A 24,897-nucleotide genomic window follows, 5' to 3' on the forward strand; every position below is an offset into this window, starting at 1 on the left:
TCCCGGTCGCGCAATCCGCGCTAAGCGGACGCAACGCGCCCGTAGCTCAGCTGGATAGAGCACGAGCCTTCTAAGCTTGTGGTCGCAGGTTCAAGTCCTGCCGGGCGCGCCATATCCTCGTCTGTTCATGGCCAGCCCCGTTCGCCCGCCGGCGTCGCGCGTCGCGGCTCGATGTCGTTGACGCCTATCCTCGAACAAGGCAGCATTCACCCCGGTAGCACGCGGCAGCGGGCGCCCGACCGGGGAGCAGCCATCATGAAGACGGGCTTCTTGACAGCATTCGCGATCTTGGCGTTGCCGATGGCGGCGGTGGCCGCCGATCCGCCCGGCCACATCACGGGGCTCGGCGGCGTGTTCGTGACCAGCAAGGACCCGACGGCGCTGGCCGCCTGGTACCGGGACGTGCTCGGCATCCGTCTCGAACCCTGGGGCGGCGCGATATTGCGCTACGATGCCTCGGGCCATCCGCCGATGGCGCTCTGGAACGCGATGCCGCAAGACAGCGACGAGATCACCCCGTCGCACCGTGCGTTCATGATCAACTTCGCGGTCGACGACCTCGATGCCTTCGTGAAGCGGCTGGACGCCAAGGGCGTGAAGATCCTCACGCGCACGCAGGACAAGACCGGCAAGTTCGCCTCCATCCTTGACCCAGACGGGACCAAAATCGAGTTCTGGCAACCACCCGCGAAATGACCGCGCCGGCCCTCCCGCCGCGCGGGCGTTGAGGATTTTGCCGACCGGCTGCACCGGCCTCGCGACGTGCGCGCGCGACATGCTGGCGGCATCGCCCCAACCGGCCTAGAGCACGCGCCATGCTCCGGATAACCGACCTCAAACTGCCGCTCGGCCACGCCCCCGAGGCGCTCGCCGCCGCGGTGCTCGACCGGCTCGCCCTGACCGCGGACGCGCTGCTCGACTTCGCCGTCGCCCGCCGCGCCAATGATGCGCGGCGCAAGTCGGCGATCGTGATGGTCTATTCGGTCGACGTCGCGGTGCGCGACGAGGCGGCGGTATTGGCGCGCTTCGCCGGCGACCCGCATGTCCGCCCGACCCCCGATACGCGCTATCGCTTCGCATGCCCCGTCCCGATGGCGGCGCCCGCGGTCCGCCCCGTCGTGGTCGGCACCGGCCCGTGCGGGCTGTTTGCCGCGCTGATCCTCGCGCAGATGGGCTTGCGCCCGATCGTGCTCGACCGCGGCAAGGTCGTGCGCGAGCGGACCCGCGACACCTGGGGGCTGTGGCGGCGCGGCGTGCTCGATCCCGAATCGAACGTGCAGTTCGGCGAGGGCGGCGCGGGCACCTTCTCCGACGGCAAATTGTGGAGCCAGGTCAAGGATCCGCGCCATCTGGGCCGAAAGGTGCTGACCGAATTCGTCACCGCCGGCGCCCCGCCCGAGATCCTCACCGAAGCGCATCCGCATATCGGCACCTTCCGGCTGGTGACGATGGTCGAGCATATGCGCGCCACGATCGAGGCGCTCGGCGGCGAATATCGCTGGGGCCAGCGCGTCGACGATCTCGACGTCGCCACCGACGCCGACGGGACGCGGCGCATCCGCGGCCTGCAGCTCTCGACCGGCGACCATCTCGCCGCCGACCATGTCGTGCTGGCGATCGGCCACAGCGCGCGCGACACTTTCAAGATGCTCCACGCGCGCGGCGTGCATATCGAGGCGAAACCCTTCTCGATCGGGGTGCGGATCGAGCATCCGCAATCCTGGATCGACCAGGCGCGCTTTGGGGCGTGCGCGAAACATCCCGATCTTGGTGCCGCCGCCTATACGCTGTCGCATCACTGCGCCAACGACCGCACCGTCTACAGCTTCTGCATGTGCCCGGGCGGCCGCGTCGTGGCGGCGACGTCGGAGCCTGGCCGCGTCGTCACCAACGGCATGAGCCAATATTCGCGCGCCGAGTTCAACGCCAATTCGGGGCTCGTCGTCGGCATCGATCCCGAGCGCGACTATCCCGGTGACCCGCTCGCCGGGATCGACCTGCAGCGCCGGCTCGAGGAAGCCGCCTTCGTCGCGGGCGGGTCGAGCTATGCGGCACCCGGCCAGCGCGTCGGCGATTTTCTGGCAGGCCGTCCCTCCAGCGCGTTCGGCGAGGTCGTGCCGTCCTACAAGCCGGGCGTGACGCTGACCGATCTTGCGGAATGCCTGCCCGCCTTCGCGGTCGACGCGATCCGCGAGGCGTTGCCCGTCTTCGGCCGCCAGATCGCCGGCTACGACCATCCCGATGCGATGCTGACCGGGGTCGAGACGCGCACCTCCTCGCCGATCCGCATTACCCGCGGGCGCGATTTCCAGAGCCTCAACACGCGGCAGCTCTTCCCGGCAGGCGAAGGTGCTGGCTATGCCGGCGGGATCCTGTCGGCGGCGATCGACGGCATCAAGGTCGCCGAGGCGGTCGCGCTGAGCATCGCGGCGGGCGGCCAGGCGGATCCGCGCTAGGGCTGGAGCATCCCGCCGATCAGCGTCTCCGTTCCGGGGCCGATCGATATGTCACGCCCGTAGGACGGATCGACATTCAGCGGTGGCCGGCTCGCTGCGACCAACGAAACGTCATGCTGAACGTGTTTCAGCATCCCCTTTGCTGCGATCATACCGCCTGGGGCGCGCGGGATGCTGAAACGAGTTCAGCATGACAGGTAAAAGCGACGGCTATCGTTCGACAAAATCCAATGTCGATCCGCCCTAGCCGTTCAGATACGCCCACACCTTCGAGATCACGACCGATCCCTCGCCGACCCCGGAGGCGACGCGCTTGACCGAGCCCGCGCGCACGTCGCCGACCGCGAAGATGCCGGGGTCCGAGCTCGCATAAGGCGAGCCGCCGCCGACATCGCCACCGGTCAGCACGAACCCCTTGTCGTCGAGCGCCACCAGCCCCGAGAGCCAGCCGCTGTTCGGCGAGGCGCCGACCATGATGAACAGCGCACAGCTTGCGACCTCGCGCGTCGTTCCGTCCGCAACGGTGCGGACCGTGACACCCTCGAGCTTGTCGTCGCCGTGCAGCGCGCTGACCTCGGCGCCATATTCGATCGTGATCGCCGGATCCGCCTCGAGCCGGCTGGACAGATAGTTCGACATCGACGCAGCAAGCGACGTACCGCGCACCAACAGGCGGACATGCGTCGCGGCGCGACTGAGAAACATCGCCGCCTGCCCCGCCGAATTGCCGCCGCCGATGACGATCGCCTCGGACTCGTGGCAATAGCGCGCCTCGTTCTCGGTCGCGGCATAATAGACCCCCGCGCCCTCGAACTCGGCAAGCCGATCGATCGGCAGACGCCGATATTGGACACCGGTCGCCACCACGACCGCGCGGGCGCGCACCCGCTGGTCATTGTCGAAGGTCGCGCAGAAGCTGCGGTCCTCGAGCCGCTCGAGCTTGGCGACACGCCGCGGCATCACGAAGCGCGTACCGAACTTCATCGCCTGGACCTCGCCGCGCCAGACCAGGTCCGCGCCCGAAATGCCGGTCGGGAACCCCATATAATTCTCGATCCGGCTCGACGTGCCCGCCTGCCCGCCGATCGCGATATCCTCGACGACCAATGCGCCGAGCCCTTCCGCCCCCGCATAGACGCCCGCCGCGACGCCTGCGGGGCCGCCGCCGACGATCAGCAGGTCGAACGCCTCGTCGTCGACCAGATCGCGATTGAGCCCGAGCAGCCGCGCGACCTTGTCGGGCGTCGGGTCGGCGACGATGTTGTCGCGGCCGAAGATCACCGCCGGCCGGTCGGCGCTGATCGCGCAGCTGGTCGCGACGCTGTCGGCCTCGGCGCTACCCAGCGGGTAGGAGGAATAGGGCAGCCGGTTGCGGCTGGCGAAGTCGGCGATGCGGCGGACGCCGCGGTCGACCTCCTCGCCGATCAGCACCAGCGAGCCGTCGTGCGCATCGAGCTGGCGGCGGCGGCGCGCGGCGAGAACGGTGATGACGATGTCGGACATTTCGGGAATGTCGGACATCAAGCGGAGCATCGCCCTACGCGGTACCACGATCATGCGCGTATCGCGGACGGCGCGCATCGCCATCGACCAGTTGCCGCCGTTGAGGAACGCGATCTCGGCCATGAATTGCGTCGGACCGAGCGTCGAGGGCAGATGACGCTCGCCGGTGAAGGCGTTGACCACCTCGATTTCGCCGTCCTCGATGTAGAGGAAGCTGTCGACCGGATCGCCCGGCTGCACGACGAACCGGCCGGCGGGATAATGAGCGATCGTGCCCGCGGCGCGCACCGCCTCGACATGCGACGCCGCGAGCGGCACGCGCTGCATCTCGCGCAAGTCACGACCAATCGTTTCCATGCTGCTGTCCTCGCCCCCGGAGACGCGATCCTGCCGCGGCGCGGCGCAATGCGCAACGCGGCAGCGTCAGCGCGTCAGATAAGCGAGCATCGAGCGCGTCACCGCACCCTCGGCGGCGCGGTCGAAGGCGGCGAACATCGGGCCGGTGTTGATCTCGAGGAAGACCGGTTGTGCGTCGCCGTCGCGGGTCTTGAGATCGCAGGCGGCGAAGTCGCAGCGCACCGCCGCGGCGACCCGGCGGCAGCCCTCGACGGCCTCGGCGATCGGGCCGAGCCGACCGCGATAGTCGAGCCGCGTCGCGGGGTCGGGGCGATAGTCGAGCGCGGTCGAGGCGATCTCGAACACATGCGTATCGTCGCCGATCACGAAGACGCGATATTCGGGATAGCCGAGCCGTTCCTGGACGATCGCCGGGATCGGCGCGCGGTGCGCCGCCGGATCCTGCCCGTCCAGCGCATCGGCGAGCGGCTGGACATAGGCCCCGCCACCGACCGGCTTGGCGATGGACGCCGTCGCGTCCCGCGCTCTGACCGCGCGCAGATCGTTGCCGATCCAACTCGTCGGGATCGACAGGCCCAGCGTCCGCGCCAGCTGGAGCTGATAGGGTTTGATCCCCGACTGCGGCGAGATCTCGCGATTGAAGAGCCGGATCTCGGGCCGTCCCGCCGCCCACCCCAGCAGTATATTGTGCCAGCCGAGCGCGCGGTCGAGCGGGGCAGAAGGGTTGCGCGGTGTGAACACATCGTAGCGCAGGAACAGGCCCGCGGGATCCACCGCGGCACCGTCGATGATCATCCGCCCGGTCGCGACATCCCAGTCGAGGCATGGCTCCGCGTCCAGGTCGACAAGCACCGGGACGACGCCCAACCCGTGGCGGTGCGCCGCCTCGATCAGACAGGCGAGACTCGGATCGCCACGCCCCCCGCCGATAAGAATGTCGCGCGGCGCTGGCCGCGTCACGCCGGTCAGCGTATGCCAAAGGCGTTGATCCCGCCCAGCGCGACATTCTCCCATGGATCAGGCTGCGGCTTGAACTGCTCGCTACCGGGGGCGGACCAATGTTCGGCGGCGAATATCGAAAGATGCTCGGCGATCGGCAACGAGGCGCCGTGTTCCCCGGGGAAGAAGGTCGGCGTCTCCCCGAGGAAATGCGTCGGCCCCTCTTCGCCGTAGACTAGCGTCGTGATCGGCGGCTGATGCTCTTCGCCTACGGCAAACGTGGACATATGCTCCTCGCCGGCCGCGAAGGTCTTCGCGCCGATCAGGTCGGCCGCCGCGGCGGGCGACGGCCGCCCACCCTGCGCCTCGCCGGCGATCTGCGTCGTCGGCGGCGACTCCTCGCCGAAGACCAGCGAGGTGATGCCGCCATGACCGCCGATGCCGTGTTCGACGAGCAGGCGCGTCAGCTCGTTGGTGCGCGCGTGGACCTTGACGCCGACGATCTTCGCGGCGTCCTTCCAGACATGATGCGCGACCGCCTGAACGGGGAAGGCGACGAAGACCTCCTCCGGCGGCGTGCCGACAAAGGCCAGATCGAGAATACCGTCGGCCGACAATTCCTCTTCCAACGGCACCAGCGCAATGTCGTTCCACCCCGTGGAGACGACGGTGCCAGCCGCGGTGATCAGCAATTCCGGCGGATTGGACTTGGTAAGCGCCAATTGGATGCCATTGACCGAATAAACACGCGTCGTCCTCGCCATGCTCCGTCTCCAGACCGCGACTATCTCGTCATCCGCGACGATCTATTCGCAGGCTAGGAGGCGCGATTATTGAGAACAAGCAATGATGGGACCGATTTGGCGAGTTTACCTACGCCCCGCCACGACAGGACCGACGCGCCTCGATGCCGGCTCAGAGATCGAATTCGAGCTCCGCCATCACCGTCCGCGGCGCGCCGGAATAGGCCGTGTTCGCGCCCGGACTGCCGACGATGTTGCCGTCTGCGATCGACGAGAAATAGCGCTTGTCGCCGATGTTGATCACATTGAGCCGGAGCGTCTCGTGGTGGTCGAACCACGCCGCGGTATAGCGCACGCCGAGGTCGACGGTCGCATAAGCTGGCGCGAAGCTCGTGTTGGTGTTGGTCGCCGCGCGATCGCTCTCGTAATGGACCGCGCCGGTCACCGCGAAGCCGCCCGCGATCGCCGGATGGAAGTCGGCGGTGACGTCGCTCTTGAAGCGCGGCACGCCGACGACGCGTCCGTCGTTGGTCGCGGCCACGCCGGTGTCGACCAGCCGCGCGTCGATATAGGTCACGCCGCCGAACAGGCTGAGCGACGGCGTCAGCGACCCCTGCCCGAACAGTTCGCCGCCCCAATTGCGCTGCGTGCCGACCACCGCGAAGATGTTGGTGACCGCGCTGGTGGTGGCGAGCGGGCGGGTCATGCGAAAGCCCGCAGCGCTGATCAGGAAGTCCGGAGTCAGCTGATATTTGGCGCCGGCCTCATATTCGCGGTCGCGGTAGGGCGACAGGATCTGGTTGACGTTGACGGTGCCCGCCGGCGCGCTTTCGCCCTGCTCGACGCTGTTGGCGTAGGTGGCATAGAGGGTGACCGCGTCGACCGGCTTGTAGGTCAGGCTGACGGTGCCGCTGACGACGCCATTCTCGCGATCGGCGCTGGTGACCGCGCCGGTGGTCGACCAGCTTCGCGAGTTGAGGAACGAGGTACTGAGCGTCCCTTGCAGGGCGATGCGGTCGTCGAGGTGAAGCGTATCGCTGGTGACGATCGACTGCACCGCGAGGCGCGCGGACTTGTATTCGCCGCCATCGAGAGGGGTCGCCTTGGTCGGCAGGATGGTCGGGTTGGCGAGGTTGCCGGTGCCGAGCGCGACCGCGATCGACTTGCGGTAGCTGTACTGGCCGTTGACGAACCCGTTGGTGCCGATCGCGATGTCGTTGGCGAGGCCGAAGATCGGCACGGTGCCGGTCAGCGCGGCGGTGTTGCTGGCGACGGTGAAGCGCGGCACCGCGGTGAAGTTCTTGGTGACGGTGTAATCGCCGGCATTGTCGGTCAGCGTGTTGGTAATGCCGTAGAGGCCGCGATCGGCATTCTGGTAGAGGCCGCCCACCTCGAATTTCCAGCCGCCGCCGAGATCGTGCTTGAACTTCATCAGGCCGGTGTCGGTCCTGAGGTCGACGCCTGCGTCGGGCTGGCCATAGCCGGGGCGGGTCGGATCGATCGCCGCGGGCAGCACGGTCTTGCCGCCGGTGAAATAGACGATGCTGCCCGGCAGCCCGTAGCCGCGCGTCTCATAATGGCTGGCATCGGCCTCGATCACGGTGAAGTCGTCGAGATGGATGTCGAAGTCGGCCGAGATCAGCGTGCGGTTGAAATGGCTGCCGTCGACATAGCCCTCGCCCTCGCCGTGGACGATGTTGAAGCGGTAGCCGATCGGGCCGGCGGTCGCGCTCGCGTCGACCTGCCCGGTCCATAGCCCCCGCGCGTCGAAGCTGCCGACGAGACGGAGCAGCAGCGCGTCGGTCGGGCGCTTGAGCTGATAGTCGAACACGCCGGCCGGCGACTGCGGGCCGTAGAGCGCGCCGGTCAGCCCGTTGAGGACCTGGACGCTGGCGAGATTCTCGGCGGGGATGGCGGTGGTGCCGACGATGTTGAGCCCGTCGAGGCGCGTGTCCTGCACGATGCTGCCCTGGAAGCCGCGGGACTGCGGCCGCGACACCTCGAAACCCTGCTGATCGCGCACCTCGACCGAGGGCAGGTAGCGCAAGATGTCGTTGACCGTGCGCGCTTGGTTGTTGACGATCAGCGCCTCGGGCACGATCGTAATCGACGCCGGCGTATCGGCAACAGGGCGATCGCCGAGCGGCCCGAGATCGGCGTCCTTGCCGGCATAGGCGGCGTCGGCGGCATAGGCCTTGTCGGCGGTGACGACGATCTCGCCGGTATTGGTCGGAGCGGCGGTCTGCGCCCAGGCGGCGCTCGCCATCCCCCAGGCGACGGCAGCGAGCGAAACGAGACGGATTTCGGCACGGCCGAGGCACAGGATCGACATACGCAACTCCCCTTCGCGCTATGTTTGCGCAAATATCGCGGCGCCCTTGCCGGACTATGTCGCTGGCGCATAGTGACAATCCGGCAAGGTCCGGGCGGAACACCGATCGCCCGGCGATTGCGGCGTTACGGCAACAAGGATGGTATGATGGTGTCGCGTTTCCAGGCCGCCTTGCTCGCGACATTCGCAGCGCTGCTAACCCCGGCCGCCGCGCGGTCCGACACCGTGGACGTCTATGCCGCCGGCAGTTTACGCGGCGTGATGTTGGCGCTGGCACCAAAGGCGCTGGCCGTGGGCATCACGCTCCAGCCCTCCTTCGGCGGCTCGGGGGAGTTGCGCGATCGGATCGACCGGGGCGCAAAGCCCGACCTGCTGCTCTCGGCCGACATGACATCCCCCCGCGGGCTCGCGGACGGCGGTCGCACGGTGGTGCCGGCGATCGCCTTTGCACGCAACCGGCTGTGCCTCGTCGCACGGCGAGCGCTGGACCTCACGCCCGAGACCTTCGTGTCGCGCCTGCTTCGTCCGGACGTGCGCATCAAGACGTCGAAGCCGATCGCCGATCCGTCGGGCGACTATGCGATGGCGATGTTCGACTTGATCGATGCGGCGCGACCCGGCGCGGGCAAGGCGCTGCGCGCCAAGGCCGACGCCCAGATGGCCGCGTCGGCGCCGGCGACCACCCCCGGCCAAAATGCGACCGCAGCGCTGTTCGCCGCACAGCGCATCGACGTCGCGGTGACCTATTGCAGCGCGAGCGCCGATCTCGCGAGGGCAGCGCCCGGTCTGACGAGCATCGCCGTACCGGCCGCGTTCGATCCCAAGCCCGTCTTCGGCATCGCGCTGCTGACGGCCAAGCCCGCCGCGCTCCGGCTGGCGCTGCTCTTGCTCTCGGATGCCGGACAGGCGGCCCTGAGCTCCGCCGGGCTGATCCCCTTGGCCGATGGCGGGAGACCGTAGGGCCGGTCGCCAGAGTTGATTATGGGATCATGTCAGCGTGCCGGCCCGGCCCGCTGCGAACGGTCGATGTCGACGAGCAGCCGCAGCATGTCGGCGGGGATCGCCTGTCCGCGCGGCTGCGTGAACGCCTGGTTGAGTGCTTCTGCCACAAGCCGGCCCCTTGGAAGATTGTCGTCGCCACCCGTCATCGGCCGGATCATCGACTCGCGCGCCGCGCTTCGCAATTAGATGAAGGTCTTGGCGGCATCACACCCCCGCCGATCGACCGGCCCGTTCACCGGCGATTGCGAGCCGGAGGACGACGGGATATCGCCCCGCGTTCCCGCCTCTGCAGGATAATGCGCATGATCCCCTCGCCGGAGCCGACGCTCTGCTACATCGCGCACGCCAGTCTCCTCGCTTATGTCGAGGCGCTGGCGCAGGCGATCGAAGCGGACGCCTGGCGCGCGGACTTCCTCGTCGGCATCGGCCGTGGCGGCCTCGTGCCGGCCACCTATCTGTCGCACCGCACCGATATTGCGATGCTGTCGGTCGATCGGTCGTCGAGGGTCGCCGGTTTCGCCGACGACTTGCTGGCCAAGCTCGCCCGCCAAACGAGGGAGGGCGCGCGCCTCCTGTTCGTCGACGACATCAACGACAGCGGCGCGACGATCGCCGCTCTGCGCGACACGATCCGCGCGCAGGGCGGCGTCGCGGATCGGCTGCGCGTCGCGGTGCTGATCGACAACAGCCGGTCGATCGCCCGCGTCGACTATCGGGCACGCACGATCGACCGCCGGACCGACAAGGACTGGTTCGTCTTCCCCTGGGAAGCCGTCGCGCCGCGTAACCGGCTGGTCGACGATGCGCGGGACGTTCCCGAACGGCTGGGCTGAGCGCCAGGACCGTCATTCAGCGCCGTTGACACGCGCCCTGCGCGCCGGTCAGGGAGCGCTACCATTCGGCTATCCGCAGGGTCATCACGATGCAGCGCCTCTCCTCGACCACGCTCGGCCGATTGCCTGTATCGGTGCGCCGACCACGCTATGCGCGGGCCGACGTCCGCAACGGCGTCGTCCATCTCGGGATCGGCGCGTTCCACCGTGCGCACCAGGCCGCGGTGTTCGACGCGGCGCTCGGCGCGGGCGACCTGCGCTGGGGGATCCTCGGCGTGTCGCTCCGGTCGCCGGGCGTGCGCGACCAGCTGGTGCCGCAAGACGGGCTCTACACGATGCTGGTGCGCGACGGCGCGGGCGAACAGGCGCAGATCATCGGCGCGGTACGCGACGTGCTGGTCGCCCCCGAGGATCCCGCGCGGGTGATCGCGGCGCTCGCCCACCCCGACACGCATATCGTCACGCTGACGGTGACCGAGAAGGGCTATTGCATCGATGCCGCGACCGCCGCGCTCGACCGCGGCAACGCCGACGTCGCGCAGGATCTCGCCGACCTGTCGGCGCCGCGCACCGCACCCGGCTTTCTCGTCGCCGGGCTGGCGGCACGCCATGCTGCCGGGCTGCCGCCGTTCACCGCGCTGTCGTGCGACAACCTGCCGCACAACGGTCGGCTGCTGCGTGCGGCGGTGATCGAGATGGCCAGGGCGCACGATCCCGCGCTCGCCGACTGGATCGCCCAGCACGGCGCCTTTCCCCAGTCGATGGTCGACCGCATCGTACCGGCGACCGACCCGCGCGACATCGCGACGCTGGCCGAGACGACCGGCCTGCAGGATCAGGGCCTCGTCAAGACCGAGCCGTTTCTGCAGTGGGTGATCGAGGATCGCTTCTGCGGACCGCGGCCGGATTTCGCGGCATTCGGCGTCCAGCTCACCGATCGCGTCGAGCCTTGGGAAGACGCCAAGCTGCGGTTGCTCAACGGCGCCCATTCGGGGATCGCCTATCTTGGCGGCCTCGCCGGCATCGACCATGTCCACGAATTCGTCGCGCGCGCCGACGGCCGCGCCTTCGTCGAGGCGCTGTGGGACGAGAGCGCGGCAACGTTGACGCCGCCGCCCGGGCTCGATGTCGCCGCCTATCGCGGTCAGCTGATGGCGCGCTTCACCAATCCGGCGCTGGCGCACCGCACCCGCCAGATCGCGATGGACGGATCGCAGAAGCTGCCGCAGCGCCTGCTCGCGCCGATCGCGATCCGGCGCGCGCGCGGCCTGTCGGTCGACGCCCTTGCGCTCGGCGTCGCGGCCTGGATGCTGTGGCAGCGCGGGCTCGACGAGGCCGGCACGCCGTTCACGGTCGACGACCCGCTGGCCGCCGTCACCGCCGCGCGACTGGACGGCGTCACCGATCCCGCGGCGCAGGTCGCGGCGCTGATGGCGATCGAGGCGATCTTCCCGCGCGACCTGGCCGAGGATGACGCACTGCGCGCGACGCTGACCGGGCAGGTCACGCGTCTCGCGCGGGACGGCGCGCTCGCGACGCTACGCGCCCTTGGCGAAGCGGCCGTCTAACGACCGCCCGGCGCCCCGGCATCGGGAACGAGTCGCGAGCGGTCGATCGCGGCGATGCTGGTCGCCCCGGTGAGCGCCATCGCCACGCGCATCTCGGCCTCGACGAGCTTGAGCATGTGCGTGACACCCGCCTCCCCCGCCGCCGCGAGCGCATAGACCCACGCCCGCCCGAGCAGGACGCCCTGCGCGCCGAGCGCGAGCAGACGGATCACGTCGAGCCCCGACCGCACGCCGCCATCCGCGAGCACGGTCAGCGCACCACCGACCGCATCGACGATCGGCGGGAGCGCCCGTGCGGTCGACGGCACGCCGTCGAGCTGGCGGCCGCCATGGTTGGAGACGACGATGCCATCGGCACCGATGTCGGCAGCGATCCTGGCATCCTCGGCGTCGAGTATGCCCTTGATGATCAGCGGGCCACCCCATTCCGATCGGATGAAGTCGAGATCGCGCCAGCTCACCGTCGGATCGAAATTATTGCGCATCCACGCGAAAAAGTCCTCGAGCCCGCTATTCTTGCCGAGCACCGGGGCGACATTGCCGAGCTGGTGCGGACGGCCATGGATCCCGACGTCCCAAGCCCAGCGCGGATGGGTGACGCCCTGCCAGATGCGGCGCAGCGATCCGGCGGCGCCCGCCGCCCCCGCGAGGCCGGAATGATAGTCGCGGTAGCGCGACCCCGGCACCGGCATGTCGACGGTGAACACCAGCGCCGAGCAGCCCAGCCCCCGCGCCTTCTGCAGCAGGTCGCGCATGAAGCCGCGGTCGCGGATCATGTAGAGCTGGAACCAGAAGGGATTGACGACGCCCGCTGCGACCTCGTCGAGCGGGCAGGCCGAGACGGTCGACAGGCAGAAGGGAATGCCCGCCGCCTCCGCCGCGCGCGCCGCCTGCACCTCGCCGCGCCTTGCGTTCATGCCGGCCAGCCCGATCGGGGCCAGCGCCACCGGCAGCGCCATCTTGCGACCGAACAATTCGGTCGAGACGTCGATCGTCGAGACGTCGGTCAGCACGCGCTGGCGCAGCGCGATCGCTTCGAGGTCGGCGACGTTCCGCCGCAGCGTCACCTCGGCATAGGAGCCACCGTCGATATATTCGAACAGGAAGGGCGGCAGCCGCCGGCGCGCCAGCTCGCGATAGTCGAGTGCGGATGCGGCACGCCTCATCGCGGGGTCACGCCCAGGCTGCCGTCGACGGGCGCCGCGGCACCGGTAACACAGACGATCCGTTCCTCGAGACGCACTGCACACAGCCTTTCATCATGACGCCGCGGAGCCGCGCCAGCCGCGCGATCGCTCACGGTGACACGGACATCGTCGACGGACGCACCATCCGTGATTCATGCCTATATTGCGCGGCGTTCGACACGTCGATTGCGCCGACGATGCGACAATCTTATCGCCGCGTTGAAGCCCCGCGATCGAACGCATCGCTCGGCGATTCTACCACGATGTCTCGCTCCGCTACCCCTACGCATGAAGGACCGCATCCATGAAGCTCTGCCGCTACGGCCCCAAAGGCGCCGAGAAGCCCGGCCTGATCGACGCCGACGGCCGCATCCGCGACCTGTCGTCGCAGGTCGCGGACATCGGCGGCGAGACGCTGGGCGCCGATGCGCTGGCCACGCTGGCCGCACTCGATCCGACCGCCCTCCCGCTCGTCGAGGGCACGCCGCGCTACGGTGCGCCGGTCGCCAAGGTCGGCAGCTTCATCGCGATCGGGCTCAACTATGCCGATCACGCCGCCGAATCCAACCTGCCCGTGCCCAGCGAGCCGGTCGTGTTCAACAAATGGGTGAGCTGCATCCAGGGTCCGAACGATCCGGTCGTCATCCCGCGCGATTCGCTCAAGACCGACTGGGAGGTCGAGCTCGGAGTCGTGATCGGCACCCGCGCCAGCTATGTCGAGGAGGAGGACGCGCTCGACCATGTCGCCGGATACTGCGTCGTCAACGACGTCTCCGAGCGGCATTGGCAGATGGAACGCGGCCCGACCTGGGACAAGGGCAAGGGCTTCCCGACCTTCGGCCCGATCGGCCCCTGGCTGGTCACCAAGGACGAGCTCGGCGATCCGCAGCATCTCTCGATGTGGCTCGCCGTCAACGGCAAGCGCGTCCAGGACGGCAGCACCAAGACAATGGTCTTCACGGTCGCGCAGATCGTCGCCTATTGCTCGCGCCTGATGACGCTCGAACCCGGCGACGTGATCACCACGGGCACGCCGCCCGGCGTCGGCCTTGGACAGAAACCCGAGCCCTGGTTCCTCAAGGCCGGCGACGTCGTCACGCTCGGCATCGAGAAGCTCGGCGAGCAGCGGCAGGATTTCGTCGCCTGGTCGCGCGAGGCGACAGCGGCTTAGCCCTCTGGACGGGCCGCTTCGGCGGCCCGTCGCCAATCACGGCGGCGTGGTTCGGCGCGTCGACGAGCGCGTCAGCTGCACGACGCTGCGTCAGGCTGCGGCGTAGCGTCCGGCACGGCGAGCCCGCGCGCCCTCGACGCGCCGTCCAGCGTCGGTGAGGGCCCGGACCCCGACAGGTCGATCGCCGAGGCATAGAAACGATCCTGTTCGGCGACGGACAAGGGCACGAACCGGAACCCCAGCGTCTCGTACATGTCGAGCAGGCGCGGCAGCATGTGCGCGTCGAAGGCGCCCAGGTGGAGCAGCAGCACATAGGGTATGTCCCGCCCGTAGAGTTGCGCCGACATGCGGCGCTCGCGTTGCACCTCGGCCCGCGCGGCGGTCAGATAGCTGTCCTCCAGCTGCGCGACGGCGCCTCGATCGTTGCGCGCCGCGCAGCGCGCATAGGGGGCGTTCCAGGCATAATCACCGAAGCTCATCGTCACCGCGGCGATCCGGTAGCCGCGCTGGCGCAGGGCGGACCGGACAGCGACCCGCGCGGCCACGGTCGCACCCTCGTGAAGAAAGGGGTAGCGGAACCAGTGCCAATCGGCACCGGGCATCGCCGCCGCCAGCGGCGCCTCGTTGCGGACCGCGTCCGCGATGAACGCCGTCGGCCCGGCCGTGTCGAGGTCGAGATGTGAATAGCCATGGTTGCCCAGCGGGAAGCCCGCCGAGCGCCACGCCGCGACGACCGCCGGCGACTGCGGATCGTCGATCCCGAACCCCCTGTTGTAGAAGCCCTGCGCCGGCACCGCGTGCGCGCGCAACGCGGCCACGATCGCATCGACCACGGCCCTGCGATCGACGCCTGGCGGCAGGGGCCCGTGCGCGGGTATGTCGTCGATCGTGATCGCCAGTTGCGGCGCCGGCGGGGCGGAGGTGGCAACCGGCGGGGCGACGGCGGGTGCGGTCGCGGCCAGCAGCGCGGCGAGCAGGACCGAGAATGCTGGTGCCATGGATCTCCCCACTCGCGTCGACCTGCGGCCCGCCCGAACAAGGCCGCAGTCGCGATCGGCGCTCCGATTAGGGCTGGGTCGCCGGTCTGTCCAGATTACCCAAGGATATCAGATGCGCGCCGGCTACACTGAAGCCGCGAGACGCTGCCAAAACAGGAAAGATCGCGTCGCCGGGTTTCTTGACGAAGCCCGGCGCTCGGTCCACCGCGACGCGCCTAGGAGACAGTCTATGCACATCATCCCGTTCGCGGCTCTCTTGCTCGCCACCGCCGCCTCGGCGGCCCCCGCGGCGATTCCGTGGACGGTCAGTTCCCAATCGGTGCGTGCGCACGAAGACTTTCTCGCTGGCGACGCCTTGCGCGGCCGCGGCAGCGCGACGCACGATGAGGCGGTCACGGCCGCCTATGTCGCCGCGCAATTCGAGGGCTTTGGCCTTCGCCCGGCGCCGGGCATGTCGGACTATATCCAGACCGCGCGCGTGATCCGAACCCGGGTCGCGTCCGCCCCGACGCTGGCGATCGCCGGTAAGCCCGTCGCCGGACTGCGCCTGATCGTCGGCGGCGCGGCGGCGGTGCAAGGTCCGATCGTGGTCGTGAACAGCCTCGCCGCGCTCCCCGATACGGCGGCGGTCGTCCTGTTCACCGCCGACGTGCCCGCGTTCGACGTGTGGCGCGCGGTGCGCACCAAGCATATCGGGCTGCTGATCGCCAAGGACAGCAAGACGGCGGCCGACTGGTTCGCCCAGATCGGCGGGGAGACGAGCATGCCGCGCTATCTCGCCGAAACGCCCCCCGCCCCGCGCCCCACCTTCGCGACGCTGCCCGCGGCAACCGTCGACTCGATCAAGGCGGGGGCGGATGCGCGCCTCTCGGTCCCCATCGCGCGCGACGAGACGCCGACCAGCAACGCGATCGGCTATCTGCCGGACACCGATCCCAAGGCCGGCGTGATCCTACTCTCGGCGCATCTCGACCATCTCGGCCAGACCGGCGACGGTCCGGTGATGCACGGCGCCAATGACGATGCTTCGGGGACGACCGCGGTGCTCGAACTGGCGCAGGCGCTGGCCGCCGGCAAACCGCACCGCCGCGGCATCCTGTTCGTCTGCTATGGCAGCGAGGAGATCGGCGGCTACGGCTCGCGCTATTTCGGCGCGCATCCGCCGGTGCCGCTGACCGACATCGTCGCCAACATCGAGTTCGAGATGATCGGCGCGCAGGATCCCAAACTGCCCAAGGGCGCGCTGATGATGACCGGCTTCGATCGGTCTGACCTTGGCGCCGCGCTGCAGGCGCATGGCGCGCATGTTGCGGGCGATCCGTATCCGCAAGAAAACTTCTTCGAGCGCTCGGACAATTATTCGCTCGCGCTGCGGGGCGTGGTCGCGCACACCCTGTCGGGCTGGGCGGTCGTGCCCACCTATCACAAGCCGACCGACACGATCGCCAATCTGGACATCGATTATATGACAAGCGCGATCCAGTCGCTGATCGCGCCGGTGCGCTGGCTGGCCGACGGCAGCTTCACGCCGAAGTGGACAGGCGCGGGCGCACCCAAGGAATAGTATATTCCCTATCATGTAGAGCCGCCCGGCGTCGCCAAGCCGCTGGGATAGGACCGTAAATGGTTCAGACTCCCCGCGCGGCGGCGACGCGACCCGCTATAGCGTGAACCTGGTCGCCGAGCCTGACGGCGACGTGCGCAAGGGGGACACATGGCTGATCAGCGCGAGGACGCTTGGAAACTGGGCGCCGGTTGGAACGACACGCTTCTGTGGTACGCCAAGGCCATCATCGCCTTGAAAGGCCGAGCGCTGACCGACCGGACGAGTTGGCGGTATCTCGCGGCCATGCACCAGTTCGACCAGAGCCTCTGGATGCACCAGGGCATTATCGACCATACGACGGCACTCCCGGCGCAAGCCGATATGGACGTCGCCTGGAACCAGTGCCAGCATTCGTCCTTCTATTTCCTTCCCTGGCACCGCGGCTATCTTGCACGCTTCGAACAAATCATTGCGGCCACCATCGCAGCGCTGCACGGTCCCACCGATTGGAAACTGCCCTATTGGAACTATCTCGACGCGACCAACCCCAATGCGCGCAAGATCCCGCAGGCGTTCCTCGAGCCCTATCTGCCCGACGGCATAACCCGCAATCCGCTTGAGGACGTCCCTCGGTACGGTCAGAAAATCCTCGCAGCAAATCCACAGCTGAAAATTCCGGACATCGATCTGACCGCGATGAACGTGACCAAATTCACCGGTATATTCAGTTTCGGTGGAAGCCCGACGGACTTCTCAAATCCCGACATCGGCGTACGCGGACAGCTTGAGAACGTACCGCACGGGTCGGTCCATATCTTGGTCGGCGGTGCGCCGCCGGCTGATGTCGACTTCGGCTATCTGTCGCGCTTCGAGACGGCTGGCCTCGACCCGCTGTTCTGGCTCCACCATTGCAACATCGATCGCCTGTGGGCGGCCTGGATGACCAAGCCCGGCGTCGAGATGGAGGTCGGTCAGCAATGGCTTGACGGTCCATCCGATCGCGCTTTCGCCGTCCCGACCGTCGACGGTTCAGGATTGGAGACATACACGGCGCGCGATACGCTCGCGGGGGGTAAGTTCTATCCGGATTACGACGATCTCCACGCGGGTACCGGCGTTGCCGCTCTGCTCGGCGGCGCCCGAATGGCCGACATCGTGAAAGGATCACCCGTTATGGCCGAACCAACCGTCATCGGTGCGAACAGCGAGACGCTGACGGTCGGCACAGCCGCAGTCGAGACCGCCGTGAGGATAGCCGCGCAGGAGCGCACGGCCCTTGTCGCTGCCATAGGTCGCACGGCGCCCGATGCGCCTGCGGACGAGCAGACCTTTCTCCAGCTCGAGAACATCCGCGGCAAAGGCGTGGCAGGCGGTCTTCAAGTCTATGTCAATTCACCCGCCGGCGCCGATCTGCCCGAGGATCGCTTTGCCGGGAGCGCTGCCTTGTTCGGTCTGAGCAGTGTCTCCGCGGTCGACGGCGGGCATGGCGGCAACGGAATCACATTGGTCTTCGACATCTCCGACCTCGCAAAGCGCCTTGCCGCTGCCGGGGACTTCGATCCCGCGCATCTTCGCGTGAAAATCGTCGCGGCGCATTCCGGCGGCGACGCGGACCCTATCACGATCGACCGCGTCAGCGTGCTGCGGCAATGACAGGCCGCCTGTCGGCAACCGACGGCGCGACAGGTCACTCCCGACCGCGCCTGCTGCTCGCGACCTTTTCCCAGCCCCCGTTCAGGACGCCGATCCTGTTCGCGGCGGCGGCCTCGGCGCTGTCCTCGCTGTTTGATATCCATGCGGCGTTGCCCTTACTCTGCGGCAATGCCGGCGGTCACACGCCGCTGACGACGATCGCGGCAAGCTGGCATTTCCTGATCGCCACGAACCCACCCGGCACCGTACTGCAGCTATGGCTGATCATGCTCGCCGCGATGATGACGCCGCTCATCGCTTCGCCGATGGCGTATGTCCGCGCATCAAGCCTCGTCGCGCGTCGGTGGCGCGCGGTCGCAATATTCCTGTCGGGCTATTTTGGCGTCTGGACGCTCGCCGCGGTCCCCGTCCTAGCGATCGCCTTCGCGCTTCGCCTGCTTGCAGGCGGTGTTGCTGCGGCCGCGCTCGCGGCCTGCGGTATCGCCTTGCTATGGAGCGCCTGTCCCTATCAGCAGGCCGCGCGGAATCGCGGGCACCGGCTGAGACGCATCGGCCTATTCGGTGTCCAAGCCGTTTGCGATTCTTTCCTCTTCGGCGCGAGACTTGGTGCGTGGTGCCTGCTGAGTTGCTGGGCGTGGATGCTGGTGCCGCTGTTCGCCTCGCGCGCGCATCTGCTGGCCATGCTCGCCGTCACGACGATCTTGATGGCCGAGCGTCTACAAGGGCCCGGTGTTCCGCACTGGCGCATTCCGCTCATCCCGCCCGCCGTGCTGATCCGGCTCACATCGCGCACGCAAATGGCGCGGCGAAAAGCTTGAGCGATGCGGCGTCATCGGCGGCGGTAGCGCTGACGCGGGCAACGGCGCGGCGGTCGCATAGTCGCCGATTGCGATTACTGCATTCGGTCCATCGTTCACCGCACTTGCATGACAACGCTGCCAACGGCATAGGAGCGGTGCCTTTCAGGCATCCTCTCCTAAAACTTCCGGCCGTCCTTCGGGGCGGCCTTTTTTTTGGCCGTGCGATCCGGCCGATCTGCGGGCGACCTAGCCCCTCGACGTGAGACTATTCGGTAAGCCGACGGAGAGCCCGCGGAACGCGCCGATTAGATCGTCCCCGGCCGGATATCATGACGTGAGAAACGCACCGATCAATAGAGCGCACGCTTGACTGCGACGCCGAGCGTGCGGCCAACCGAGCGCAGATAGCCCGCCCCCGAGCCGGGAACGCCCGTTTCAGTCTCGATGAGATCGTCTCTCCGGTTGAGAATGTTGCTCACGGACGGAGCGACACTGAAGTCCGGTGGCGGCGACAAAGACGGGCTGGCCCCTGCACCATCGGTGGGATCGGGCAGCATCGCCCGTTCGCGCTCGTCCGAGCGGGCTGCGGGAAGTCTCCAACGTGATGCGGCCACGTTCGGCGGAAGGCTCCAGCCATGTCTGGCGGCAGGTGCCGGTGTCGTCCAGAAGATCAAGCCGATGGCGACAGTCGGAAGCGCGCAGCGTCTGAGGGTCTGCGACGGTCTCGAGGGGTGCGACGCCCTCCGGTGGCGGAAACGCCCGAGCATCGCGTAGGATTATCGAATGGAGCGGCCTGCGTAAAGGCGGCGCGTGCGACTCCCCTGACCACAAGCTTAGCGCGAAGTTGCGGGCAGCTCTCGAATGGACAGCGCATTCCGAGCGCGCCCGACAGGCTTTCCGTCCCCCGCCTATCGCCTCGCCGTTCCCGATCGGCATCAGCCCTGCCGACTTGGCATTCGATGGGACCTAGCCCGATCATGGACTTGGTCCCATCCCGCTGAAGATCTTTCGGGCATGCGCGCGGAACGCCTTGGAAAGTGGTTTTATTCACCGCGGCGCAGCAGCATAGCGGCGCCCGACTAGCCCTTTCCTTCCATCCTGATACGCTGCGGCGATCCCCCGTCACGACGGTCGGCCTGCGTCCCGAGAAGAGATTGATCATGAAGCGCCTGCTCGCCACCGCCCTGCTCACCACCGCCCTGGTCGGTGCCGCCCGGAGCGCGCCCGCTGCGGCGCAACTCACGCTGCCCCACCTCTTCAGTAACCACGCCGTGCTGCAGCGCGATCGGCCGCTTCGCGTCTGGGGCTGGGCGAGCGCCGGGGCCGCCATCGCCGTCTCGCTGCACGGCCAGAGCGCGACGGCGGTTACCGACCGGCTGGGACGATGGGAGGTCTGGCTGAAGCCCGAAGCGGCAGGCGGGCCCTATGTGCTGACCGTCGACGGGGGCGCCGCAGAGGGCACGTCGCGGGTCCGGGACGTGATGCTCGGCGACGTGTGGTTCGCATCGGGCCAGTCGAACATGGAGTTCCCGCTCAAGGGCTTCGGCGGCGCACCGTTGAAGAACGCCGCTGCCGAGATCGCCGCCGCAACCGATCCGCGCGTCCGGCTGCTGCGCCTAGAGCATAAGGGTAGCCCGGTCCCGCTGCGCGACATCGACGCGCGCTGGACGACCGCCACGCCGGCGACCGCGGCGGATTTCTCGGCAATAGGCTATTTCTTTGCACGCGAGATCGCCGCGCGAGAGCATGTGACGGTCGGCGTGATCGACTCGACCTGGGGCGGCACCCCCGCCGACAGCTGGGTCTCGACCGAGGCTTTCGCGACCGACGCCACGCTCACCCCCGCATTCGACGCGCGCGCGCGATTCCAGCAGGACCAGACCGACGCCGATCTCGCCCTCGCCGCCGAGGCCCGCGAGGACGCCGCGGTGCGAGCGTCCGGCGGCAAGCCTCCCGCGCACCCCTGGCATCCGCCCGAGGAGGCGTACCGGCCGTCATCGCTCTACAACGCGATGGTCGCGCCCTTCACCGGTTACGGAATCAAGGGCGTGATCTGGTATCAGGGCGAGACCAACAGCAACGCCGCGCGCGCGCCCTATTATGAAGCGCTATTCCGCGCGCTGATCACCGACTGGAGGCACGATTTCGCGCAAGGCGCCTTTCCCTTCCTGTTCGCGCAGATTTCGTCGTTCAACTCGCCCGCCGAGGAATGGGGCCTGGTTCGCGACGCGCAGCGCCGCGCGCTGGGGCTCGTCAACACCGCCATGGCCGTGACGACCGATGTCGGCGACCCCGGCAACGTACATCCGAGCGACAAGCAGACCGTCGCCGCCCGGCTCGCCCTCGCTGCGCGGGGCGTCGCCTATGGCGATCGCGTCGCCTATCAAGGCCCGCTGTTCCGCCAGGCGACCGGCGAGCCCGGCGGGCTGCGCGTCTGGTTCGATCACGCTGACGGCATGACCAGCCGCGGTGCGCCCGTGATCGGCTTCGAGATCGCGGGGGCGGACCGCAAATTCATCCCCGCGACCGCGCGGATTGACGGCGCAACCGTGGTGGTGACGGGGCCCGTACCGCAACCCCGCTACGTCCGCTACGGCTGGAGCAACGTCGTTCCCGGCAGCCTGTACAATGCCGCAGGCCTGCCGATGTCGACCTTCTCCTCCGAGGAGCGCATCCAGGGACATCTGACCTTCCCCTGAGCGGGTAGTATCGCCCGCCCCGTCGGTTGACGCCACCGATGCGCCACGGCGTGGATTGGCTATGGCGGCCGATCGTCGCGCAGGGTCTCGATCGACAGCTTCGGACGTCAGCAGAGCGTCGCGGACGTCGCCGCGCAGCCGCGCCTGGCGAGCAAAGCGCCTCACAACCGCCGATCCGCCATTCGACCGCCTGTGTTATCGGCGCATACCGATCACAGCGCCTCGACGATGGTGACGTTGGCGATGCCGCCGCCTTCGCACATGGTCTGCAGGCCGTAGCGCTTGCCGCGCGCCTTGAGCGCATGGATCAGCGTCGCCATCAGCTTGGTGCCCGACGCGCCGAGCGGATGGCCGAGCGCGATCGCGCCGCCGTTGACGTTGAGCCTTGCCGGGTCGGCGCCGAGCGCTTTCAGCCACGCCATCGGGATCGCGGCGAACGCCTCGTTGACCTCGAACAGATCGATCTGGTCGAGCGTCATGCCGGCGCGCGCGAGCGCCTTGCGGGTCGCCGGGATCGGCTCCTCGAGCATGATCACCGGATCGCCCGCGGTCACCGTCAGGTTGACGATCCGCGCCAGCGGCGTGAGGTCGAAGCGCTTGAGCGCCGCTGCGCTCACCACCATCACCCCCGAGGCGCCGTCGGTCATCTGGCTGGCATTGGCGGCGGTGATCGTGCCGCCCTCCTCGAGCGTCTTGACCGAGGCCATCGCCTCCATCGTCCCGCCGCGGCGCACGCCGTCGTCGACCGCGAAGACCCGACCGTCCGGGGTGGTCACGGGCACCAGCTCGGCGGCGAACGCCCCCTCGTCGATCGCGGCCGCCGCCTTGGCGTGGCTGGCGAGCGCATAGGCGTCCATGTCCTCGCGCGACAATCCATATTTGGTGGCGATCGCCTGTGCGCCGTGGAACTGGCTGAATTCGGCGACGCCGTAGCGCTGCTGGATCGCCGTCGACCACGGCCCGGTGCCGACGCCGGCCTGCGCGTGGAGCGCGAAATTGGACATCATCGGCACCCGCGTCATGCTCTCGGCGCCGGCGGCGATGACGATGTCCTGCGTCCCCGACAGGATCGCCTGCGCCGCGAAGTGCAGCGCCTGCTGCGACGAGCCGCATTGCCGGTCGATCGTCACCGCGGGCACGCTGTCGGGCAGTTTCGAGGCGAGCACGAGGTTGCGCCCGAAGGCGAAGGCCTGCTCGCCCGCCTGCGTGACGCAGCCGACGATGACGTCCTCGACCGCGGCGGGATCGATCCCGGTGCGCTCGACCAGCGCATCGAGGATGGTGGCGCCGAGATCGGCGGGGTGGACGTCGATCAGGCCGCCCTTGCGCGCACGGCCACCCGGGGTGCGCAGCGCTTCGACGATATAGGCCTCGGCCATCGGTCAGACTCCTCTGAAATCGGGGGGACGCTTGGCGAAGAAGGCGGCAAGCCCTTCCTTCGCCTCGGCGCCGGCGGCCTGCGTCATCGATATAAGCTCGCGATCGAGCTGCGCATCGAGGCTGCTCTCGAAATTCCGGTGCAACAGGTCCCGCACCGCGCCGGTGGCGGCGACCGGGCCGTCCGCGAGCCGGGTCGCGACCGCCTCGCCCTCGGCCTCGAGCGCCGCGTCGTCGACGAGCCGCGTGACCAGGCCGATCGCCGCGGCCTCCTCGGCCTTGACGCGGCGGTTGGTGAGCAGGATGTCCTGCGCGCGGCGCAGGCCGACGAGGCGCGGCAGCAGCCAGCTCAGACCGCCGTCCGCGGTCAGCCCGATCGCGCCATAGGCCGGGGTATAATGGGCGGACCGCGCCGACAGCACGATGTCGCCGAGGATCGCGAGGCTGAGCCCCGCTCCTGCCGCCGGGCCGTTGACCAGCGTGACCAGCGGCTTGGGCATCGCCGCGAGGATCAGCACCGCCTGGTGGAGCGTCTCGATCAGCTCGTGCAGCAGCGCGGGCAGGTCGTCGCCTGCGGCCCGCATCGCCGCCACGTCGCCACCCGCGCAGAACAGCCGCCCCGCCCCGGTCAGCACGACGCAGCGGATCGCCGCATCGTCTGCGCACCGCGTCGCCGCGTCGCGCAGCGCGCGCGCGAGCGGCAGGTCGATCGCATTGCCGACCTCGGGCCGGTCGAGCGTCAGACGCGCGACGCCACCGGCGATCTCGACACGCAGCACCCCGTCGCTCATGCGCCGGCCCTTTCCGCTTGTGCCCATGCCAGCGCCATCAGCTCGGGCAGCACGGCGACGCGGTCGCGCGCCTGGGCGGAGGCCGCGGTGCCGCGAATGACGCGGCCCTTGATACCGTGGAAGATCGCCGCGATCCGGAAGAAATTGAACGCGACGTAGAAATCGTAGCCCGGCATGCCGTCGGTGCGGCCGGTACGGCGGCAATAGCTGTCGAGATAGGCCGTCTTGTCCGGGATGTTGAGCGCCGCCAGGTCCGCACCGGCGAGCCCGGCGACGATGTGCGGCGGCATCCGGTACATCATCGCCTGATAGGCGAAGTCCGCGCCGGGGTGGCCGAGCGTCGACAATTCCCAGTCGAGCACCGCCAGGATGCGCGGCTCGGTCGGATGGAAGATGATGTTGTCGCAGCGCATGTCGCCGTGGACGACCGCGGTCTCGTCGCCCGCCGGGATGTTGGCGGGCAGCCACGCGACCAGCCTGTCCATATTGGCGTCGCGGCCGGCGTCGGAATCGTCGAGATATTGGGCCGACCAGCGCGCGATCTGGCGTTCGAAATAATTGCCGGGGCGGCCATAGTCGCCAAGGCCGACCGCAGCATAATCGACCTGATGCAGTCCCGCGATGGCGGCGTTCATGGCGTCGAAATAGGCGGGACGCGCGTCGCGGGCGACGCCGGGGAAAGTGGCATCCCAGAAGATGCGCCCCTCGACCATCGCCATCACGTAGAACCACGTTCCGATCACGCTCTCGTCGGTGCAGACGCCATAGACATGCGCGACCGGAAAGCCGGCCTTGCCCAGCCCGGTCAGCACCTTGGCCTCGCGGTCGATCGCGTGCGCGCCCTTGAGCAACACGCCCGGCGGCTTGCGGCGCAGCACATACATGCGCGCCGGCGTGACGAGCTTGTAGGTCGGGTTCGACTGGCCGCCGGAAAATTGCTCG

20 protein-coding genes and 1 tRNA gene are annotated in these 24,897 nt (G+C 68.5%); 11 read left to right on the forward strand and 10 right to left on the reverse strand.

Going from position 1 to position 24,897, the window contains the following annotated elements; translation table 11 throughout:
• Positions 1–35: 35 nt before the first annotated feature.
• The 3 genes from Q0326_RS01080 to Q0326_RS01090 all read left to right on the forward strand — a co-directional run bounded on the left by Q0326_RS01080 (position 36) and on the right by Q0326_RS01090 (position 2,456).
• A tRNA-Arg gene (locus Q0326_RS01080) sits at positions 36–112 on the forward strand.
• 143 nt (positions 113–255) lie between these two features.
• Positions 256–696 (forward strand): VOC family protein, encoded by a 441-nt coding sequence (locus Q0326_RS01085; RefSeq protein ID WP_298686181.1) that lies wholly within the window; start codon positions 256–258, stop codon positions 694–696.
• 119 nt (positions 697–815) lie between these two features.
• A complete protein-coding gene (locus tag Q0326_RS01090; protein WP_298686183.1) occupies positions 816–2,456 on the forward strand; it encodes an NAD(P)/FAD-dependent oxidoreductase in 1,641 nt (546 codons plus the stop codon).
• Positions 2,457–2,699: 243 nt separating this feature from the next.
• Here Q0326_RS01090 and Q0326_RS01095 read toward each other — a convergent pair whose 3' ends face one another.
• From Q0326_RS01095 to Q0326_RS01110, 4 genes are all read right to left on the reverse strand, one after another.
• The gene (locus tag Q0326_RS01095; protein WP_298686185.1) at positions 2,700–4,316 is read right to left on the reverse strand and encodes a cyclic nucleotide-binding domain-containing thioredoxin-disulfide reductase; all 1,617 of its coding nucleotides are present in this window, start codon (positions 4,314–4,316) and stop codon (positions 2,700–2,702) included.
• A 66-nt stretch (positions 4,317–4,382) separates the two neighbouring features.
• Positions 4,383–5,276 carry a hypothetical protein gene (locus tag Q0326_RS01100; protein ID WP_298686187.1) on the reverse strand — a complete coding sequence of 298 codons (894 nt, stop codon included), beginning with the start codon at positions 5,274–5,276 and terminating at the stop codon, positions 4,383–4,385.
• Positions 5,277–5,281: 5 nt separating this feature from the next.
• Entirely contained in the window at positions 5,282–6,019 is a 738-nt protein-coding gene (locus Q0326_RS01105) for a hypothetical protein (RefSeq protein WP_298686189.1), read from the reverse strand.
• 151 nt (positions 6,020–6,170) lie between these two features.
• Positions 6,171–8,330 carry a TonB-dependent receptor gene (locus Q0326_RS01110; protein ID WP_298686191.1) on the reverse strand — a complete coding sequence of 720 codons (2,160 nt, stop codon included), beginning with the start codon at positions 8,328–8,330 and terminating at the stop codon, positions 6,171–6,173.
• 147 nt (positions 8,331–8,477) lie between these two features.
• Between Q0326_RS01110 and Q0326_RS01115 the strand changes: the two genes are divergently transcribed.
• From Q0326_RS01115 to Q0326_RS01125, 3 genes are all read left to right on the forward strand, one after another.
• A complete protein-coding gene (locus Q0326_RS01115) occupies positions 8,478–9,290 on the forward strand; it encodes a substrate-binding domain-containing protein (RefSeq protein WP_298686193.1) in 813 nt (270 codons plus the stop codon).
• A gap of 344 nt (positions 9,291–9,634) precedes the next feature.
• Positions 9,635–10,165 (forward strand): phosphoribosyltransferase family protein, encoded by a 531-nt coding sequence (locus Q0326_RS01120; RefSeq protein ID WP_298686195.1) that lies wholly within the window; start codon positions 9,635–9,637, stop codon positions 10,163–10,165.
• 89 nt (positions 10,166–10,254) lie between these two features.
• Positions 10,255–11,733: a mannitol dehydrogenase family protein gene (locus tag Q0326_RS01125; RefSeq protein ID WP_298686197.1), complete on the forward strand. Its 1,479-nt coding sequence runs from the start codon at positions 10,255–10,257 to the stop codon at positions 11,731–11,733.
• Here Q0326_RS01125 and lldD read toward each other — a convergent pair.
• On the reverse strand, positions 11,730–12,899 hold the full coding sequence (lldD, locus tag Q0326_RS01130; protein ID WP_298686199.1) for an FMN-dependent L-lactate dehydrogenase LldD: 1,170 nt from the start codon (positions 12,897–12,899) through the stop codon (positions 11,730–11,732). The genes Q0326_RS01125 and lldD overlap by 4 nt on opposite strands.
• Before the next feature lie 325 nt (positions 12,900–13,224).
• Here lldD and Q0326_RS01135 point away from each other — a divergent pair, with 325 nt between their 5' ends.
• A complete protein-coding gene (locus tag Q0326_RS01135; RefSeq protein ID WP_298686201.1) occupies positions 13,225–14,091 on the forward strand; it encodes a fumarylacetoacetate hydrolase family protein in 867 nt (288 codons plus the stop codon).
• Between the two features lie 71 nt (positions 14,092–14,162).
• Here Q0326_RS01135 and Q0326_RS01140 read toward each other — a convergent pair whose 3' ends face one another.
• Positions 14,163–15,089, reverse strand: a complete 927-nt coding sequence (locus tag Q0326_RS01140; protein ID WP_298686203.1) for a polysaccharide deacetylase family protein — start codon at positions 15,087–15,089, stop codon at positions 14,163–14,165.
• A gap of 229 nt (positions 15,090–15,318) precedes the next feature.
• Between Q0326_RS01140 and Q0326_RS01145 the strand changes: the two genes are divergently transcribed.
• The 3 genes from Q0326_RS01145 (at position 15,319) to Q0326_RS01155 (ending at position 19,106) form a co-directional block, all read left to right on the forward strand.
• Entirely contained in the window at positions 15,319–16,653 is a 1,335-nt protein-coding gene (locus Q0326_RS01145; protein ID WP_298686205.1) for a M28 family peptidase, read from the forward strand.
• Positions 16,654–16,803: 150 nt separating this feature from the next.
• Positions 16,804–18,288, forward strand: coding sequence for a tyrosinase family protein (locus Q0326_RS01150; RefSeq protein ID WP_298686207.1), 1,485 nt, complete (start codon positions 16,804–16,806; stop codon positions 18,286–18,288).
• A complete protein-coding gene (locus tag Q0326_RS01155) occupies positions 18,285–19,106 on the forward strand; it encodes a DUF2182 domain-containing protein (protein ID WP_298686209.1) in 822 nt (273 codons plus the stop codon). Before Q0326_RS01150 ends, Q0326_RS01155 begins: the two co-directional genes overlap by 4 nt.
• A 332-nt stretch (positions 19,107–19,438) precedes the next feature.
• On the opposite strand, the gene Q0326_RS01160 is transcribed toward Q0326_RS01155, so the two are convergent.
• On the reverse strand, positions 19,439–19,645 hold the full coding sequence (locus Q0326_RS01160; protein ID WP_298686211.1) for a hypothetical protein: 207 nt from the start codon (positions 19,643–19,645) through the stop codon (positions 19,439–19,441).
• 603 nt (positions 19,646–20,248) lie between these two features.
• Here Q0326_RS01160 and Q0326_RS01165 point away from each other — a divergent pair.
• Positions 20,249–21,787: a sialate O-acetylesterase gene (locus tag Q0326_RS01165; RefSeq protein WP_298686213.1), complete on the forward strand. Its 1,539-nt coding sequence runs from the start codon at positions 20,249–20,251 to the stop codon at positions 21,785–21,787.
• Positions 21,788–21,999: 212 nt separating this feature from the next.
• On the opposite strand, the gene Q0326_RS01170 is transcribed toward Q0326_RS01165, so the two are convergent.
• The 3 genes from Q0326_RS01170 to Q0326_RS01180 form a co-directional block, all read right to left on the reverse strand.
• Positions 22,000–23,166 (reverse strand): acetyl-CoA C-acetyltransferase, encoded by a 1,167-nt coding sequence (locus tag Q0326_RS01170; RefSeq protein ID WP_298686215.1) that lies wholly within the window; start codon positions 23,164–23,166, stop codon positions 22,000–22,002.
• A 3-nt stretch (positions 23,167–23,169) separates the two neighbouring features.
• Positions 23,170–23,955, reverse strand: a complete 786-nt coding sequence (locus Q0326_RS01175) for an enoyl-CoA hydratase-related protein (protein WP_298686217.1) — start codon at positions 23,953–23,955, stop codon at positions 23,170–23,172.
• Positions 23,952–24,897: phosphotransferase (locus Q0326_RS01180; RefSeq protein WP_298686219.1), on the reverse strand; the 946-nt coding region annotated here is incomplete at its 5' end. The genes Q0326_RS01180 and Q0326_RS01175, both read right to left, overlap by 4 nt.

It is taken from the genome of uncultured Sphingomonas sp. (genome assembly GCF_937859915.1).
GTDB lineage: Bacteria > Pseudomonadota > Alphaproteobacteria > Sphingomonadales > Sphingomonadaceae > Solisphingomonas.